This window comes from Adhaeribacter radiodurans (assembly GCF_014075995.1).
Taxonomy (GTDB): domain Bacteria; phylum Bacteroidota; class Bacteroidia; order Cytophagales; family Hymenobacteraceae; genus Adhaeribacter; species Adhaeribacter radiodurans.
Genome location: NZ_CP055153.1, coordinates 1,059,653 through 1,077,700, shown reverse-complemented (window position 1 = coordinate 1,077,700; position 18,048 = coordinate 1,059,653). Strand labels below are relative to the sequence as shown.

Sequence of the window (18,048 nt, the reverse complement as noted above, 5' to 3'; positions counted from 1 at the left end):
TTATGGTTCAGAAAGTTTTAGCCTTTGTGCAACAGCAGCAACTCTTTGCTCCCGACCAAAAAATTATAGCAGCGGTAAGCGGCGGTATAGATTCAGTGGTAATGTGCGATATCTTAGCAGAATTAAAAGTAAATTTTGCCATAGCGCATTGTAATTTTGGTTTGCGAGCCGAAGAATCGGAAACCGACGAACTTTTCGTTAAAAAATTAGCTAAAAAATACGATGTTCCTTTTTACAGCGAACAGTTTAACACCAAGGCTTTTGCGGCTCAGGAAAAAATCTCTACCCAAATGGCAGCCCGTACTTTACGGTATACCTGGTTCGAGAAACTACGCCAACAACATAACTACGACTTTATTGCAGTAGCCCATCACCAAAACGACACTGTTGAAACCATTTTACTTAATCTTACCCGGGGTACCGGTTTACCTGGTTTACACGGTATTGCTCCTAAAAATGGCTACTTAATTCGGCCCCTGCTTTGCTTGCAAAAAGATGATATTTACGATTATGTAACTTCCCATCAACTTATCTGGCGCGAAGATTCATCGAACGAAACCACCTTGTACCAACGCAATAAAATTCGACACGAGGTGATTCCGATTCTCAAGCAACTTAACCCAAATCTGGAACATACCATGCAACAAACCGCCGCTAAAATTAGCAGCGCAGAAATTATTGTGCGTGACTACATTCAGGGTATCAGAGAAAAAGCATTACGTTCAGAAAACGGAATAGCTTACTTAAATATTGCTGCTTTACCTGAAACCGAAGCATTGCCTCTGGCTTTATTTGAGCTTTTACAACCATATAACTTTACTTTTGAGGTAACTCAAATGATTATTTCGGCTTTACAGGCAGAATCCGGGAAAATTTTTGAATCGGCAACGCATACGCTAGCAAAAGATCGCGGCCAACTGGTAATTACTCCTAAAAGCATAGACACTTTTGGTAGTTACGAAATACGGGAAGGTCAAACGGAATGCGTAACTCCGGATCTACATCTAACGCTTACTTCCTTATCTGCCCTTCCTTACAAAATTACTCCGAACAAAAAAGTAGCTGCTCTGGATGTCGGGCTCTTACAATTCCCTTTAAAAATCCGCACCTGGAAAGAAGGCGACTGGTTTGTGCCTTTAGGGATGAATGGCAAAAAGAAAATTAGTGACTTTTTAATTGACGAAAAAATACCCGTAAATCTGAAGCCTAACGTAAAAGTGCTTACCTCCGGCAATTCCATAGTGTGGATTATTGGTTATCGGCTCGACAACCGGTTTAAAGTAACTGCCAAAACAGAGCAAGTAATAGAGGTTAAAATAAGCAAATAAACACAACTATCAAGATAGTACATGTTAGGCTTGTGTGTGTGTATAAGTAATTGAATTTTGATTTCTTTTACTAAAATCTCATTTAGACAAGTTTAGCAAATTAATTTTTTTCCGTTACTTATTACAAAGTTTCATACTGTTTTGCGATTGATTATTTTTATTTCTTATAGCTTAGCTTGTTCTAAATTGCTAAACTATAACTTATGCTACTTGGCGTAAACTTTCCTTGGAAATAAATCTAACAAAACATTTTCCGTTTCGCTTTTTTTATAATTTTACGACCTTGAAAATCTAAACCGTTCCATCTTAATCTGTTTATACCATGAAAGTAACTGTTGTAGGAGCCGGAAATGTGGGTGCTACCTGTGCCGATGTGCTGGCTTACCGCGAAATTGCCAATGAAGTAGTGTTAGTGGATATTAAAGAAGGTTTTGCCGAAGGGAAAGCCTTGGATATTTGGCAAAAATCACCCATAAACTTGTACGATACCCGTACGGTAGGTGTCACCAATGATTATTCCCGCACCGCCGATTCAGATATTGTGGTTATTACTTCCGGCTTGCCCCGCAAACCCGGTATGACCCGCGACGACCTGATTTCGACCAATGCCGGTATTGTACAATCAGTTACCGAAAATGTAATTCAGCACTCTCCCAATGCTATTATTATTGTGGTATCTAACCCATTAGACGTAATGACTTATGCGGCGCATTTAACCGCTAAGTTGCCTCGCACCAAAGTTATGGGAATGGCCGGTATTTTAGATACTGCCCGTTATCGCGCTTTCCTGGCCGAAGCTTTAAATGTTTCTCCTAAAGATATTCAGGCAGTATTATTAGGTGGCCACGGCGATACCATGGTTCCGCTACCGCGCTATACTACCGTTGGCGGCATTCCGGTAACCGAGTTAATTGATGAAGCCACTTTAAACGCTATTATCGAACGGACAAAAAATGGAGGTGGAGAACTGGTAAAACTAATGGGTACCTCGGCCTGGTATGCCCCAGGCTCAGCTGCAGCGCAAATGGTTGAAGCTATTGCCCGCGATCAGAAACGTATTTTCCCGGTTTGTATTAAGCTGGAAGGGGAATATGGTATTAGTGGCACTTACCTGGGAGTACCGGTAGTATTAGGTAAAAACGGCGTCGAAAAAGTAATTGAACTGCAACTGAACGACGAAGAAATGACGCTCCTGCGTAACTCTGAAAAGCACGTACGCGAAGTAATGGAAGTACTGGACAGCATGACAGCTTCTAAATCATAAGAATTAATTTATTTTAGTAAAACAAAAAGCATGGCTCCGGTCGTGCTTTTTGTTTTACTAAAATTATAGCAAACAACTTTATATCTATTAATTGCCCCGAAGTTGACTTTACAAGAGAACCGGATTATAACTTTTTTAGCTAATTTTCACTTGCTTATTTAATCTACTACACTATTTTGCAGCTTTTTTTGCACGAAAACGTACAGTCAATTTTCCTTAGCTGATTAAAGATATCTTGTATTTACTTTATTTTTATTACTAACAAGCGTAATTTGGATATCCGCTTCCTCTTTACCAGAACATATTTACTTGAATGAGCAGAAAATATGTTTTCAATTAAATTAGGTTTAAGACTGTATTTTGAATAAAATGAGTTAAAAACAGTTTCTTAGATTTATTTTACTCTCATTGTTAAATTAATTTTTCAGCTTAGTCCATAAAAGCTATAAGATGACCCAGACAGTAATTAACTCTGTTTTGCTGATAGATGATGACGCTATAAGTAATTTCTTAAACACTCGCTTGTTAAAGGAAATGCACGTTGCTCAAAACATCAAAGTAACTTTAAATGGCGAAGAAGCTTTACGGTATTTGCAGCAAGAAAAAGCTGCAGATAATCCTTTCCCGGAGTTAATACTTTTAGATATAAATATGCCGGTAATGAACGGCTTTGAATTTTTAGAGGCCTTCCGGGAAGTTGCGGATGAGAACAATCATTCTGTTATTATAATTTTAACTACTTCTACCAACACCCGCGACTTTGAACAACTGCAACGTTACGAAGAAGTAGAAGTGTATTTAAGTAAACCTTTAACCGACGAGAATTTACAATACATTATAGATAAGCACTTTCCTCAGGACTCAGATTCTTAACCTGTCCTTAAATAATTATTCACTTTGCGGATGCCTTGTTGTGTTGCGCAAAAGATATTGCTAAAAAGTTTAGTAGCATATTATTTTTTCATAGTATCTTCATTACTTAAAATAGAAGTTCCGGAGACGCATGAAAATTTTACATACATCGGATTGGCACTTAGGTAAACGGCTGGAACAATGCGAACGAACGGATGAACACCAGCATTTTTTGGATTGGCTCCTTACCTTTATCCGCGATCAGCAAATAGAAGTATTACTTATTGCCGGCGATGTATTTGATACAGGATCCCCTTCTAACGCGGCATTAAAACAATATTATGATTTCTTGTGGGCTTTACGCGCTACCCATTGCCGCGAAGTAGTAATAATCGGCGGTAATCACGATTCGGTTGCTACGTTAAATGCTCCTCAATCTCTTTTAAAATATTTTAGTGTGCACGTTGTAGGAGGCGTACCGGCGGAGTTTACCGAACAGATTATCTCAATCAAAAACGATGCTGGTTCAACGGAATTAGTAATTTGTGCGGTTCCGTTTTTACGCGATAAAGATGTGCGGCTTTCCGTTCCCGGCGAAACCCACGAGGAGCGGGAAACACGCCTTAAACAAGGAATTTGTGCGCACTACCAACAATTAGTAAATCACATTGCACCCTATAAGCAACAGCAAATTCCAGTAATTGCCATGGGGCATTTATTTGCCGCAGGCGGCAGCACCTCAGAAAGTGAAAAAGAAATTCATGTGGGTAACCTGGGCCAGATTTGCGGCGATCAGTTTCCGGAAGAGTTTGATTATATTGCTTTAGGGCACTTGCACCGGCCGCAGATAGTGAATAAGATGGCGCATATCCGTTATAGCGGCTCTCCTATTCCCCTTTCCTTTAGCGAAGTGGAAGACTCTAAATTAGTGCTCGTACTCGATTTTGTTGCTGGGAAATTAACTAATCTTACTGAAGTAGAAGTGCCTTGCTGCCGCAAACTTATTCGTTTAAAAGGTGATTTAGACGAGGTAAAACGCCGGATTATTTCATTAAACGATACTAATTCTTTATACCCAGCCTGGGTGGAAGTACAGGTAGAGACCGAAAACTTTATTCCTGACTTAGATTACCAGTTAACGCAAATCACAGAAGACTTACCGCACGTGGAGCGCGTTTTCACCCGGCAAATTCGCCTGAAATCTCCTATTGCCTTACACGAAGATTCGTTTGATGAATTAGTAAATTTGCAAGAACTAGACCCGAAAGAAGTATTCCAAAAAAAATGCACTTCTATATACCCTGAGGCTGACTTCTCGGATTTACTGGCTACTTTCGACGAGTTGCTGGAAAAGATGGGGCAAGCAGATTAAATAACGAACCTGCATTATTTCTAGGATATTTAGCTCAAAAGAAAAGCTTTAGTACCTTTAAAAATTGTTTTTGAGTTGTTTGGTGTTTTAATATTGGATGTTATTTTATTGAAAACACGACTCTTTATGACAGGATTTACTATAATGAACGCTATTTTTGAATTTTCAAAAACTCTTTAATTTCGTCGACATAGCGCTTGAATTCTAGGTCATTTATTTTTCTAATCGCGTCGATCAGGTGGTCTTTCTCACTATTTGATAAATACTTATCCTTCTTAATATAAGTGGCAATTGCTTCTAATGCTGTTTTAACATCATAGTCTTTCGATACATACTTCTCATAAAAGCTTAAAGTTTTATGGAGCCATTTCAACAGATTAAATATTTCCAGCTTAGTAAAACTTACTAAATCTGTTACTAGAATGCTTATTTTTAATAATTCAATTTTAATAGAATGAATATTAACTTTCAAACTACCTATCATACCTTCAATGCTTAAAAAATTGTATCTCACCTTTTTATCCAGGTTTTCACCTAAATAATCGTTTATCCTTTTGGCGTTCTCCGCAGAAAGCACAATAGCCCCAAATTTCCTTTTTATTCTTTCCCATTAGGTTTATATTTTCTAACCAATCTATTGATTTAAGTGAGATAATAAAAGGTATATTTACTAAGCTTCAAGTGTCAGCCCCGTTTTTAGAACAGTGTCAGCCCATTCTGCCATGTCAATTGATTCTCCTGACATTTTAAGGTTAACCATAACGAGGTACGTGTATGGTAAACCCGCACAGGTTGGTATAAATTGGGTTAGCAGCTGTAATTTTTACATCCTACACTTACATGCTCTCCCAGTTCTTTAACTTACTTCCCTTACTCAGTTGGTTTTGATAGATAAAGGGTCATAATCACTATTTTATGCTTGGATTTGTCAATAATGAAATCATATAAACTGTCTCCATCAATATCTCCGGCAAACACTGGATTAAAAAAATAACAGAAAATCGACCATTTTTGATAACATATGCTGTTCCTTAGTTTGAGCATTGCATTCTTTAAGCTTTCTGTTTCAGGTTAAGCCAATATAATTTAGACAGATGCACGAATCATTACATCAAATAAGGCTGAAATGAACCGCAAAGGCTACCTTGTAAAAACCAATACTTCAGTTTGTAATGTTATTTAAGCTGCTTTCATAAAATTAGCTGTTTAGAATTTAAGTTGCTTATCAGTTGTAAACTATTCGGAACAGAATATGAAATTCCTCACGTTTTTAGATTTTCCTGAACATTTGCTGATAGCAAGGAAGCGGAAGCTTCGTCTAAATAATAGCTGCAGTTAGGATGTTGTTGCAAAATACTGGCTGGGTACTGATTGTCAACAGCTTCTTCTAGACAATTGCGTACGGCAGCTGCTTTGCGGCTATCAGGTACCGAGCAGATAATATGTTTTGATTTCATAATTTGCCTTACCGACATACTTATAGCTTTATTGGGCACATCTTCCAAAGTATCAAACCATCCCTCATTAAATTGCTGTCGCCGACATTGCTCATCTAATTCCACTATAATATAGGGTTGCTCCGTATCAAAATCAGCGGGAGGATCATTAAAGGCTAAATGGCCATTCTCTCCTACTCCAACCAAAGCTACTTCAATTGGATGCGAATGAATTGCATTGCCCAAACGTTCACATTCTGCTTCAGGATCATTTTCTCCGTCAACCAGATAAGCTGCTTTTAGCTCCGGAACCTTGTCCAGGAAACGTTCTTTTAGATATTTCCGAAAACTAGCTTTGGCCGTAATGGGTAAGCCGATATATTCATCTAAATGGAACATAGTAACTTTACTCCAATTAATATCCTTTTCAGCAATAAGCTGGTTTAGGGTTTCAAATTGGCTCGTGCCGGTGGCTAAAATTACATTAGCGTAGCCTTTGTCAGCTATAGTTTTCCGAATTAATTCAGCTGCAGCCTTGCCTGCTGATTTGCCCAGTTCAATTGGATTTTCTAATACTTTAATCTCCATTTGATTTTTTAAATTTTACCTTTTTTATATTGTCTTAAAAAGAATAAATATGATGGCAACAATCCTAAAACCTTTACATATACTGTGGAGTCTCCAGCTCCTACAATTTCAAGTATAAGAATATAAGCGGCGATTTCCCCACCAATAGGATAGAAAAGAACGATTCTTTCAATAATGTTCTTTAAGGGAATTTTTATAACATACAATGTACCGGCAGAAATTAATCTCGCAAGAGTCTATTAATAAACAATGGTTTCTCCTGCCAGCAATTATCATTAAGACCTTTCAGGGAAAAAGTAGAAGCATTGGCGTTACGCCCAGAAAATCTCTGTTTTGTCGGCATTACTGGTTTTAGGATTATTTTACTGTAATCTCATGTATTTTATACGATTACTTTCCGCTGGCAGCCCATTTTACATTATACTTTCAACCATTGGTCAAACCAATTAAAAGCTTCTTTCTGCATTTTGTCATCAAACTTATGATATCCCGGGTAATAAGAGCACTTAAAACGGTTTTCCGCTCCTGCTTTCTTATATACCTCCGCTAATACTTTTTCTGCCTGGTTCATTTCTGGCAAAGTATACAATTGGTCATCGCTATCATTTAAAACAAGAGTTGGCAGTGGGGCCCTTAAACTTAATATATCCGGAAAATCTAATTCATTTGGCAGTAAAGGAACATACGTCATCCAGGTATGCGTATAGGATTTATTAAGGAGGAAATCTTTCCAGGTACTCATAAAGCCAACATCAACCGCACACTTGATTCTTGGATCAAGGCCAGCCAAAAAAACAGTTCTAAGGCCTCCTCCCGAAAGTCCTCCGCAGCCTACTTTATTAGCATCCACATCTGCCCGGGCACACAAAATGTCCAGCGCTTTCCGGTCCTCGGCATAAAATACTCCGGGCCAAGTGGTGCCGGCGCAAAATAAAGATTTGGCCATTATATGTTCGTGGTCGGCGGCCCAAGTGTTATAACTGGCTATACCTTCCGAATTTGCCAGGTCGGCATCCGTTAAACCATTCCGCTGCCGGGACGGGACATCTTGTAGCATTACCCGGCGGCTGGCAAACGCAAAGGCATCAGCAACCAAAACCACATACCCGCGTTTGGCTATTTCATTCGCCCAGGCAATACCGCTGTAGTAGTGTTCCTGGTGGTATTTCATCAACGGATGTTGATTATCCGAAGTCCGAGTGATTTTATAACAACCAAAATATTTGTTTGCGGCATGATCGTGTAAAGCAAGGATACCTGGCAGACGGCCTTTCGCGTTCTGCGGTTTCAACAAAATAGCTTCCGTTGGGCGGCCATAAGGTAATTGCCAACTAAGTTCTTCCATATGTAAACCGTCATAGTTGTACTGCTTCTTTATTGTTACTTTTGGTAATCCGCCAATATCCGGAATAGCTAATCGTTCTACTACCTGGTCTTTCGCTGCTTTTCGCCATTTTTCTAAATCCGGCCATTTTTGGCTTCTAAAAGAAAAGGAAGGCAATTTGTTTGCGTTTAAAGAATTTGCCCAGGCACCGTATAAGCCAATAATACTTTGATCCTTTTCATCTATTTCGGTATTAGGGATAATGGTATTATTTTTTTCTTTAGCAAATGCTGGCAAGATACCTGCCCCCGCAACACTTATACCTGCAAAACCCGTAATTTTTAAAAATTCCCTGCGATTTTTTTTCATAGTTATTATGGTTTATTAAGATAATTGTACTTTCCTGATCGCACGATGCAGGAAGCATTGAATTTAATGATTTTATAACTTTAGGTAATTTTAGGTCAAAAAATAAGGCAATAGATTGCCAGCTTCCGATATCCGGATGCATCACAAAGAATCCACTCTTCCGAGTAATAATCAGGAATTTTAAAATACTGGAAAAGCTAAATTGGAAGTAGCTTAATGTTATAAACAGGTATCTTTCAAATACCTATAACCCTTCGTACTAAAAATTAGATTTGACTCTTTTTTTGAACTTGAAAAGGAATAGTTGAATTTTGCCACTTGCCGGTTGAACCTAATATTAGAATTAACTTATCAGGTACCCTAGCATTTTTATTACCAACAGCAACCCAGAGGCACTTATGCGATTAGCACCTCTATCCCCATGCCCATCAATTTATTTTTTTCTTCCGGAGGGATACCGCTGTCAGTAATCAGGGCATGGATGCGGGTAATGGGGGCAATAAAGGCAAAGCCCCGACGCCCGAATTTGCTAGAATCTGCCACCACAATAACTTTTTGTGACATTTCTATCATGATCTGATTCAGGTGAGCTTCTTCCACGTTGGGCGTTGATAAACCATAACTGGTATCAAATCCATCTACACCGAGGAAGAGTTTATCGCAGAAATAATTCTTGAATCCTTTTTCCGCGAGGTTGCCTACCAAAGAAAGAGAGTTATTACGGAGAGTGCCGCCAGGCACGATCACGGTGATATTTCTTTGCTCAGCCAGGTAGTTGGCGACATTAATGGCGTTAGTAATAACGGTTAACTCCTCAAATTTTCCAAGGTTCTTCGCAATTTCAAAAGTGGTTGATCCGGAATCCAGAATGATTGTATTGCGCTCTTCTATAAGCTCCGTTGCTTTCTTGCCAATCTCCCTTTTTTCAAGAAGGTGTTTCTTTTGTTTATCCGACAACGGAAAATCAAGACTGACATGGTCATGCGAAATCTTCATTGCCCCGCCCCTAGCGCGCAACAGCATATTTTTCTTTTCCAGTTGCTCCAGATCATTCCGAATGGTCACTGTACTCACCCCAAGCGCTAAACTAAGGTCATTGATATTGACCTCCCCGTTCTTTTCAAGCTGACTTAGTATTATCATCCGTCTGCTGACCGTGGACTTTGTTTCGTTACTCTTCATAGGGCTCAAAAATGACTGTAAACTCTCGGGAATAATGGTTTCAAACATACTAAATTAAATTCTTTTCTTGGAAACTGTTTTAAAATCATTAAAATCTTTTTAGAATACTACAAATCACGGTCTGCTAAAGCATACCCTGGAGTTAAGGTTAGTTTTTCAAATAAAATTAAACTCCCTTTATAACTCGCCTCGTTTTAATTGATTTACAGCATGATCTACTGCTCTCGCGGTCAAGGCCATATAAGTAAGGGAGGGATTTTGAGTAGAGGTAGAAGTCATAGCCGCACCATCCGTTACGTACACATTCTTACATAAATGGAGCTGATTCCATTTATTCAACAAAGAGGTTTTAGGGTCATTACCCATTCTAACACCACCCATCTCATGAATTTCGTTTCCCGGATTCGGCAAAGAATTTTGTATTTGTATATTGCTAAAACCAGCCCGCGTAAACATATCCGAGAATTGCTCGAAATAATCCTGCTTCATCTTCTCATCATTATCGTCATAAGCGACCGATATCTTCAGTAATGGTATTCCCCAGGCGTCAGTCATCGTGCGGTCAAGGCTTACCAGATTGGTTTCCTTTGGGATTGTTTCACCCATCATGTGCGAACCTATTTTCCAGGGTCCTAGTTTGGGATTTAACAGCCGTTCCTTTAAATCTACCCCTACACCAGATGAATCAGTAGGCGAGCTTCGGTAAGCGGACAAACCCGCCGCATAGCCTCGTAGGAAATTGGTTTCCTGTTTAAAAAGGTTTCTGAAACGCGGCATATAACCTCCGCCTGCCGGATTTCTGCCAATAGGGTCATATTCCTCAAATCCTTGTTCCAGTGTGGCGCTAATGCGCGCGCTGTAATTGTGAAAAGCTACAAATTTACCCATCAGGCCGTTATCATTGCCAATCCCGTTCGGAAAGCGATGCGATGTGGAATTGAGCAAGACCAAGTTTGAATTTAATGCGCCGGCATTTACAAAAATTACCTTGGCATTATATTCAATCATCTCTTTGGTATTTGCATCAATTACTCTAACACCTGTTGCTTTTCCCTTTTCGTTGTTATAAATAATGGAATGAACAACGGAAAAAGGCCGTAAGGTCATGTTGCCGGTCTTGGCTGCCCAAGGTATCGTGGAGGAGTTACTGCTGAAATAGCCACCGAGCGGGCAACCCCGCGAGCAAAGATTACGGCTAAGACACTGCGCCCTTCCCTGTTCGTGGTGGATCGGATTTGGCTTAGTTATGTGCGCAACCCTTTCGCTGATTACATGGCGGTGCTCATAGAGTTCCGTCATTCTTTTTTTAAAATAATCTTCCACTATATTCAGAGGAAAAGCCGGCAGAAACTCGCCATCCGGCAATTGTTTCAATCCGTCGCGGTTTCCGGCAATGCCCACAAACCGCTCTACATGGCTGTACCAGGGAGCCATATCCTTTTCCCGGATGGGCCAGTCTACGGCAAAGCCATCTCTTGCCGGGCCCTCATAATCGAAGTTACTCCAACGTTGGGTAGCCTTTGCCCACATCAGCGATTTACCTCCTACCTGGTAACCGCGGATCCAGTCGAACGGTTTTTCCTGAACATAAGGATGCTCACTATCTCTTACAAAAAAATGTTTTGTGTCCTCCTTAAAGGCATAATAACTGCCTATAAGCGGATCCTTTTTTTTCTCCTCCAGCGGTATTTCTCCCCTGTGCTCAAATTCGTAAGGCAATTTGTTCGCAGTTGGGTAATCTTTGATATGTTTGACATCCCGACCGCGTTCCAGCACCAATGTCTTTAATCCTTTTTCGGTAAACTCCTTGGCAGCCCAACCACCGCTCATACCTGATCCTATCACGATGGCGTCAAATGTCCGTTCTTTTGCCGAATCGTATTTTATTTCTTCCATTCTCTCCCTTTAATTTCCAATCCGGTGATATCCGTCGTATTTAACAGTAGGAATAATTGTATAATGCTCAATTTCCTGCAACACAAATTGGGAGGTCATATAACCCTGAATGGTGCGTTGCTTCATAATCTTGTAGAAGTCATAAACTTCCGGCGCGAATCCATCTTTATCTTCTACCCCTTGCAGCAGCTTTTGCCGGTCAGCGGCGGTACATTTAAGCATCGATTTTCCGAAACGCTTTTGGGCAGCCTTCTCCAGTTGATCCAGGCCCAGTACAAATTTATCCTGATCAGCTTTCTCGTAGCAATCATCTACCATTTTCAGGACAAACAGATGGGCGCCTGTTTCGTCGGCACCCGGTGTATCGGTTTTCGGGATGAGGGTAGCTGCAATAGTAGATAGAAGTTTTTCCTGTTGAGCGGAAATATTGATATTACTAAGGGCTACGGATGCCTTTCCTTCAGGTCCTAAGCAAGCAGGCAAAAAGGTTACCCCGCCTGCAAAAATGATCATATTCCTGATAGAAACTCTTCTATTCATGGTTGTAAATTATTAAATATGAAAGCCGGATTTAGGATTGAGCTTTTCTGAAGTATTTTACACTTTGTATTTACCAGCGGCTGGTTAACTTACCACTATAATTCGTATTCAGCGGAAAACATTCCCTGTAACTTTTATCTCTTCGGCTTCGCAATCTCACGATGGGCAAGGAGCATAATCCTCGTTCCACTTTGGAATAGTTGGGAATGTAGAAAAGGGATTTCTTTAGCTTTGTTTTCAAAATACTTTTACCCGCGCAGTTACCATAGAAGGTACTTATTAACAATATTTTAAAAAACTAGCATATCTCTACTTATCAAGGATATTGCAAAACGGTATTCCCATAAATACCGTTTTGCAAATGGTTATCCTTTAAAAATATCAGTTATAACCTGGATTCTGTTCAAGCTGAGGAGCTTTATTTATTTCTATGCGTGGTATCGGAATCCATAGCATTCTATCAACTGCCTCCCGTGTCTGCGTAACAAATCGTTTCCAGGTAGTCGAAATAACGCCATTGTTTGTGATCTCATCAATCTTAATTCCATAAACATTGGTCAGTTCCGGAACCAAAATTTTCCACCTTCTCATATCATACCAACGTTGGTTCTCAAAAGCCAGCTCAATCTGTCTTTCATAGCGCAATGCCTGGGTTATGTCTCCGGTAAAATCAGGCATACCCGCTCGATTGCGAATCATGTTTATATAGATTGCTGCTTCCGAAATTTCTCCTAATTCGATGCTGGCTTCTGCATAGTTTAACAGAATCTCCGGGTATCTGAATTCTATATAGGCATTATTATTCCGGTTTAGCGGATCAGTTAAATTTCCAATTAGTAATTTACGAAGGCTATAACCAGTAACTGTTGCATTGTGCGCATTGTATGTACTATTTTCAGTATCAAATCCAAAAACCCGTTTAGTTTCCACACCATTTTCAATAGTTACCCGTGTACGGATATCGACATTTTTTCCGTTCCAAAGAGCGCTATCATAAAGAATGGTCGCATAGAATCGGGGATCGCGATTTTTGTAAATATTTTCATTTTTATACTTACCAGAAATATTTCTATATACGTCGTTATCCACCGCGAAATGCTCATAAAAATTACTGCCGTCCTCCATCTGATAGGTATCGACTAACTTTTGCGAAGGATTGGTGGAAGTAGCGAACCCGGTGCTGCTCGGCGCATTCTGTCCATTCATTGAGTTTATATCGCCGTCAATGGTCGAATACATTTTACCCCAAATTACTTCGGGGCTTGCCAGATCCCTTTTTTCGAAGAAGGCAGCCATACTATTACTTACTTGCTCTTTGTTAGGGGCGCCAAAACTTTCCAGACCAACTTCAGGCAAATCCATTACTGCTTTGGCAGCAAGCTGGGCGGCCTTCCATAGCGCCGGTCTATTAGGGTTTGTATAACCAACAAACTTGCTTCCAGCAGTTCCATCAGCAGTTAAATTACTGGCGGCAAACAACAAAATTCTAGATTTTAAAGCTAGTGCCGCCGCTTTGGTAGCCTTACCCATCTCGGTTCTACTTTTTTCAAGCAGGAGCGCGGCAGCATCGTCGCAGTCTTTTACAATAAAATTAATAGTCTCCTCAAAGGAGGCCCGCGTTATAGACTGGAAGTCCTGATTTATTTGACTTTCTGTTGCCAGCAGGGGAACACCTCCATAAGTGCGAGCAAGCTCAGTATAGGCAAACGCCCGTAAATACAAAGCCTCACCCCGCAAAATATCTACCTGAGCCTGTACTGAAGTTTTGTTATCTGCGGAAGCAGCTTCTACCGCACGTCCTACATTATCGAGAAACTTGTTAATCTTTTGTATGTTTTTGTAATGGTCGTTCCAGCCCGGAAGGTAGCTCGACAATCCCCAGGGGGCGGCATTATCGGGCGAGATGTCACCTCTCACGTAAAAGTTTTCCCGGAATTTAATTTGTGACTCATCTGATACCCCGGTTACCATATATTGCCGGTAACCAATACCGGTACCCCGGTAGGTATCCAGCAAATAAGCCTTAGATAAGTTAATATCTTCCCAGAGTACCGCGTCGGTATACCTATCTACCGGCGTTATATCAAGGATGTCGTGGCAGGAAGACATCCCAAATAGTAGGGAGCCGAATACTGCTATAAAAATTTTAGAATATTTCATAAGAGCTAATTCAAATTTTAACTATAAAATTTAGATTTTTAAAAAGATACCCGGGCACCTATTGTATAGACCTTCATAATCGGGTAGTTATCCCGGTTGCCGCTGAATTCCGGATCCCAGATACCCTGAGAAGCATAAAAGAGGAATAAATTTTGTCCGGATAAATAAATTTCTGCATTGGCCATCTTAAGGGTGTTCTGGAATTTTTTTGGCAACGTGTAGCTCAATTCCACATTTTTTAACCGGGCAAATTCCATATTCTGATACTCCATATCTGTCCGAAAGCTATTGTTTCTCCAATAAGGCTGCCAGCCATTAGGGGTTCTGGGTTTGGTAGCATTTGGATTTTCAGGTGTCCAGCGTCCGTCGGCCTGAAACTGGTAGTAATTACCTTGCAAACCTTGCTGAGAACCAAGCATCTGCCTCCAGGCCGTCCCAACTCCGGTTATTAAGGCAGTTAAACGCAAGGCTTTATACCCTACATTAAGCGATGCGGCATAAGTTATTTCCGGAACGCTCGTCTGATCAAATAAAACTCGGTCATCGGCGGTGATTTGACCATCTCCGTTCACATCTTCAATAATCACGTCACCCGGTATGGCTCCCGTCACATGCGGTGTTGAATTTACTTGGTCTGCATTTTTGAAAATACCCGCGGATTTATGAAGCAGTATGGCACCGATCGGATGTCCGGTTCTTCTCTGCCATTCCACCACCTGTTTAGGCTCATCGAACTCCACTATCTTGTTCCTGGCAAACGTAAAGTTGCCGGTTATACCGTAGGTTACTTCAGATTTTCCTTTTTGGTATCCTAATTCTACTTCTAAACCTTTGCTATCCACAATACCAAAGTTTTCATTCGGAAGGGAAATTCCGGTAAAGTCAGGCACCGAAGCATTTCTCGCTACCAGAATCCGGCTTCTGCGCTGATAAAAGAAATCAGCATTTAAAAAGAAGTCATTAAAGAACGCCGACTCGAAACCGACATTGGTCATATTGGCAATTTCCCAGGTAATATTAGGGTTCGGGGTTACATTCTGGAAAAGGCTGTTGCTATAATTTAAACCGGTGCCATAAACGCCACCAGTGCCAAACGAGTAACTAGCCAGGTATTGGAAAGGGTCTACCTGGTCGTTGCCCATTCTTCCCCACGATGCCTTCAATTTTAAAAAATTAACAAACTTATCCTGCATGAAGCTTTCCTTGGAAACTACCCAGCCTACTAATGCACTGGGGAAGGTACCCCAACGTCCACTTTCTTCCGAAAAGCGCACGGATCCATCTCGGCGTAAAGTGAATTGAAACAGGTATTTTTCTTTAAAATTGTAGCTAAGTCTTCCGAAGTAATTAACTCTGGTATCTATCCCAACCGTTTCATAGTTATCTTTATTAAGATTACCTCCTGCAAATAGGTAAGGCAGCGCGCTGCTGACAAAACCGGTACGGAACGCTGATGTACTATTGGTTTCGTTTTTAAATTGCTCGTAGGCTACAAAGGCACTCAGGTTATGAACATTGTTAAAAGTCTTCGTGTAATCCATCTGCAAATGATAGAGTTTGCGGGTAGCGTTACCATAAGTATTTTCCAATGTTCTGGGAGTATTGTTTGATATCTTGGTCAAAAACGCGGAGCCGTCTTCCTTTCCGGTATTTCCGGCGGCCAGGTACGCAGCACGATTAAAGGTATACCCTTCTAATGGCTGGGTAAAAAGCTTACCTTTGTTGAAGTCGATGTCATAAGAATAATAGGTTGTCAAAGCCAGTCCTTCTACACCTGGAATTTTTAAGGAAGCATTGAGCGTGTTGTAACTCATTAAGTTCTTCCGGTCGTTAAAACCATAATCAAGTGTAGAGATAACAGCAGGATGATATCCCAAACCAAAAGAACCGGTAGCAAGCTGACCGTTGGGCCAGTAAGCAAAATCGGTAGGTCGGCCTTGATTCACAACGTTAAAAATTGTTTCTCTATCCATCGCCGAGGACATCCTGTTTTCCTGGATTTCGTTCAACGCCACCCCTACAGTTAAGTACTTATTGACATTAAAATCAACGTTCACCTTGATGTTAAAACGCTTAAAATCATTCGCATCACGTTTATAAATACCATCGGAGTGAAAATAACCTATACCACCATAATAGGTAACTCGATCGGTTCCACCGCTAATAGAAAGGTTATGGTTCGAGGTGTTAGCAAAGTTCCGCAATGTAACGTCATTCCAGTTAGTATTCGGATGAGTCCAGGGATATTCGCCCGATCTGTATTTTTCGACATCTTCCGGCTTATACCGCAAGTTGGCTTCCGTAACACCATCATAGGTTTGCATTTCTCGCACCATTTGGGCGTAAGTAGCGGCATCCGTCATTTCGGGCAACCAAGTAGGTTTTGATAGTCCTTGATACATCGAATAATCTATCCTGGGTTTACCCTGTGCGCCTTTTTTCGTAGTAACCAGAATTACACCGTTGGCCGCACGCGCCCCATAAATAGCGGCGGAAGCGTCTTTGAGAACACTGATACTCTCAATATCATTCGCGTTTAAAGCATTGATATCCCTTCCTTCCGTGCCATCAATAATAATCAACGGGGCACTGTTGCCCAATGTACCTCTACCACGAATTAACAGCTGCGCCGCATCAGCACCAGGTTCTCCCTGCGGTTGTTGTACAACTAGCCCCGGCAACCGTCCGGCCAAAGCGTTGGAAACTGACCCAACAGGCGATGCCTTGATCTCTTTCGTCGAAATCGTTTCGATGGACCCAATAACGTTTACTTTTTTTTCCGCTCCAAACCCAACGATTACCACTTCGGAAAGACTTTGCATGTCTTCGGTCATACTAACATCAACAGTTGTCCGGCTTCCTACGGTAACTTCCTTTGAAACATACCCGATAATTGAAAAAACCAGAACCTCATCCGGAGAAACATGCAAACTATATTTACCATTTACATCAGTGGTAGTACCCTTAGAAGTTCCTTTTACCAATACAGTTACTCCAGGAATTGGAGTTGACCTTTCATCTTTCACGGTGCCAGTAACCGTTTTTTGCTGAGCAAATGTAATCGATTGCACTCCGAGGATAAGAATACAACTTATCCAAAATACCAGAAGAGCCTTGCCAGGTGGTTCTGACCAACACATTTTTGTAGAATTTTTTAATTTCATAATTGCTTTTTGAGTTGAATGGAGAAATAACGGCTTTCGTTTCCTAAATAAAATTGATTCCAACAATAAATCATAACAAAAAAATATTTTTTTTTAAATTAATAATGTTTTGAAACATGCAATTTACACAATTAAAAAGGTAAGGAAACACATCTATCACCAAAATGAAAAACTACACTATATTTTTTTTAGCTCAAACTCGATTGTGATTTATTATATTGATGCTTCCATAGCAAAAACAAATTTATTATAAGGCCATTGGTACACATTATAAAATAATTAGTCTGTCCGTGGTGCCACTATCTTCAGTTTGATCGATCAGGATAAAGCAATCCTTAAAACAGCAAATTACGTCCTACTATTTTCTCAGTGAGCAGATAACCCTGGTGTAAGAAAAGCTAAACTGATTAATGAATATAGATACCCCCATCTCCTTTTTATCAACAGTATTAACAAAGTTTATTTTTTTCTTTTTTTTCGTAAATAAAAAGGTAATTTCGCAACATTACATAAGGTTGTGAAAATTATAATTTAGCCAAATCATATACCTTCTGAAAGAAAGTTTGTAAGTAA

The 18,048-nt window shown here is 40.3% G+C and carries 12 protein-coding genes; 4 read left to right on the top strand and 8 right to left on the bottom strand.

What is annotated here, in order from left to right:
* Nucleotides 1-2 precede the first annotated feature (2 nt).
* From tilS to HUW48_RS04800, 4 genes are all read left to right on the top strand, one after another.
* Nucleotides 3-1,328 (top strand): tRNA lysidine(34) synthetase TilS, encoded by a 1,326-nt coding sequence (tilS, locus tag HUW48_RS04815; protein ID WP_182414593.1) that lies wholly within the window; start codon nucleotides 3-5, stop codon nucleotides 1,326-1,328.
* Nucleotides 1,329-1,650: 322 nt separating this feature from the next.
* A complete protein-coding gene (gene mdh / locus HUW48_RS04810) occupies nucleotides 1,651-2,592 on the top strand; it encodes a malate dehydrogenase (protein WP_182414592.1) in 942 nt (313 codons plus the stop codon).
* Nucleotides 2,593-3,042: 450 nt separating this feature from the next.
* Nucleotides 3,043-3,465, top strand: coding sequence for a response regulator (locus HUW48_RS04805; protein WP_182414591.1), 423 nt, complete (start codon nucleotides 3,043-3,045; stop codon nucleotides 3,463-3,465).
* Nucleotides 3,466-3,595: 130 nt separating this feature from the next.
* A complete protein-coding gene (locus HUW48_RS04800) occupies nucleotides 3,596-4,816 on the top strand; it encodes an exonuclease SbcCD subunit D C-terminal domain-containing protein (RefSeq protein WP_182414590.1) in 1,221 nt (406 codons plus the stop codon).
* Nucleotides 4,817-4,967: 151 nt separating this feature from the next.
* On the opposite strand, the gene HUW48_RS04795 is transcribed toward HUW48_RS04800, so the two are convergent.
* The 8 genes from HUW48_RS04795 to HUW48_RS04760 all read right to left on the bottom strand — a co-directional run bounded on the left by HUW48_RS04795 (nucleotide 4,968) and on the right by HUW48_RS04760 (nucleotide 17,382).
* Entirely contained in the window at nucleotides 4,968-5,393 is a 426-nt protein-coding gene (locus HUW48_RS04795; RefSeq protein ID WP_182414589.1) for a hypothetical protein, read from the bottom strand.
* Between the two features lie 685 nt (nucleotides 5,394-6,078).
* Entirely contained in the window at nucleotides 6,079-6,840 is a 762-nt protein-coding gene (locus tag HUW48_RS04790; protein ID WP_182414588.1) for a glucosamine-6-phosphate deaminase, read from the bottom strand.
* Nucleotides 6,841-7,258: 418 nt separating this feature from the next.
* Nucleotides 7,259-8,533, bottom strand: a complete 1,275-nt coding sequence (locus tag HUW48_RS04785; protein ID WP_182414587.1) for an alpha/beta hydrolase family protein — start codon at nucleotides 8,531-8,533, stop codon at nucleotides 7,259-7,261.
* 396 nt (nucleotides 8,534-8,929) lie between these two features.
* Nucleotides 8,930-9,763, bottom strand: a complete 834-nt coding sequence (gene agaR, locus HUW48_RS04780; RefSeq protein WP_246343695.1) for a transcriptional repressor AgaR — start codon at nucleotides 9,761-9,763, stop codon at nucleotides 8,930-8,932.
* 129 nt (nucleotides 9,764-9,892) lie between these two features.
* On the bottom strand, nucleotides 9,893-11,611 hold the full coding sequence (locus HUW48_RS04775) for a GMC oxidoreductase (RefSeq protein WP_182414586.1): 1,719 nt from the start codon (nucleotides 11,609-11,611) through the stop codon (nucleotides 9,893-9,895).
* 9 nt (nucleotides 11,612-11,620) lie between these two features.
* Nucleotides 11,621-12,151: a gluconate 2-dehydrogenase subunit 3 family protein gene (locus HUW48_RS04770; protein ID WP_182414585.1), complete on the bottom strand. Its 531-nt coding sequence runs from the start codon at nucleotides 12,149-12,151 to the stop codon at nucleotides 11,621-11,623.
* A gap of 381 nt (nucleotides 12,152-12,532) precedes the next feature.
* On the bottom strand, nucleotides 12,533-14,260 hold the full coding sequence (locus HUW48_RS04765) for a RagB/SusD family nutrient uptake outer membrane protein (protein ID WP_246343694.1): 1,728 nt from the start codon (nucleotides 14,258-14,260) through the stop codon (nucleotides 12,533-12,535).
* Nucleotides 14,261-14,349: 89 nt separating this feature from the next.
* The gene (locus HUW48_RS04760; protein WP_220463993.1) at nucleotides 14,350-17,382 is read right to left on the bottom strand and encodes a SusC/RagA family TonB-linked outer membrane protein; all 3,033 of its coding nucleotides are present in this window, start codon (nucleotides 17,380-17,382) and stop codon (nucleotides 14,350-14,352) included.
* Between the last annotated feature and the right edge of the window lie 666 nt (nucleotides 17,383-18,048).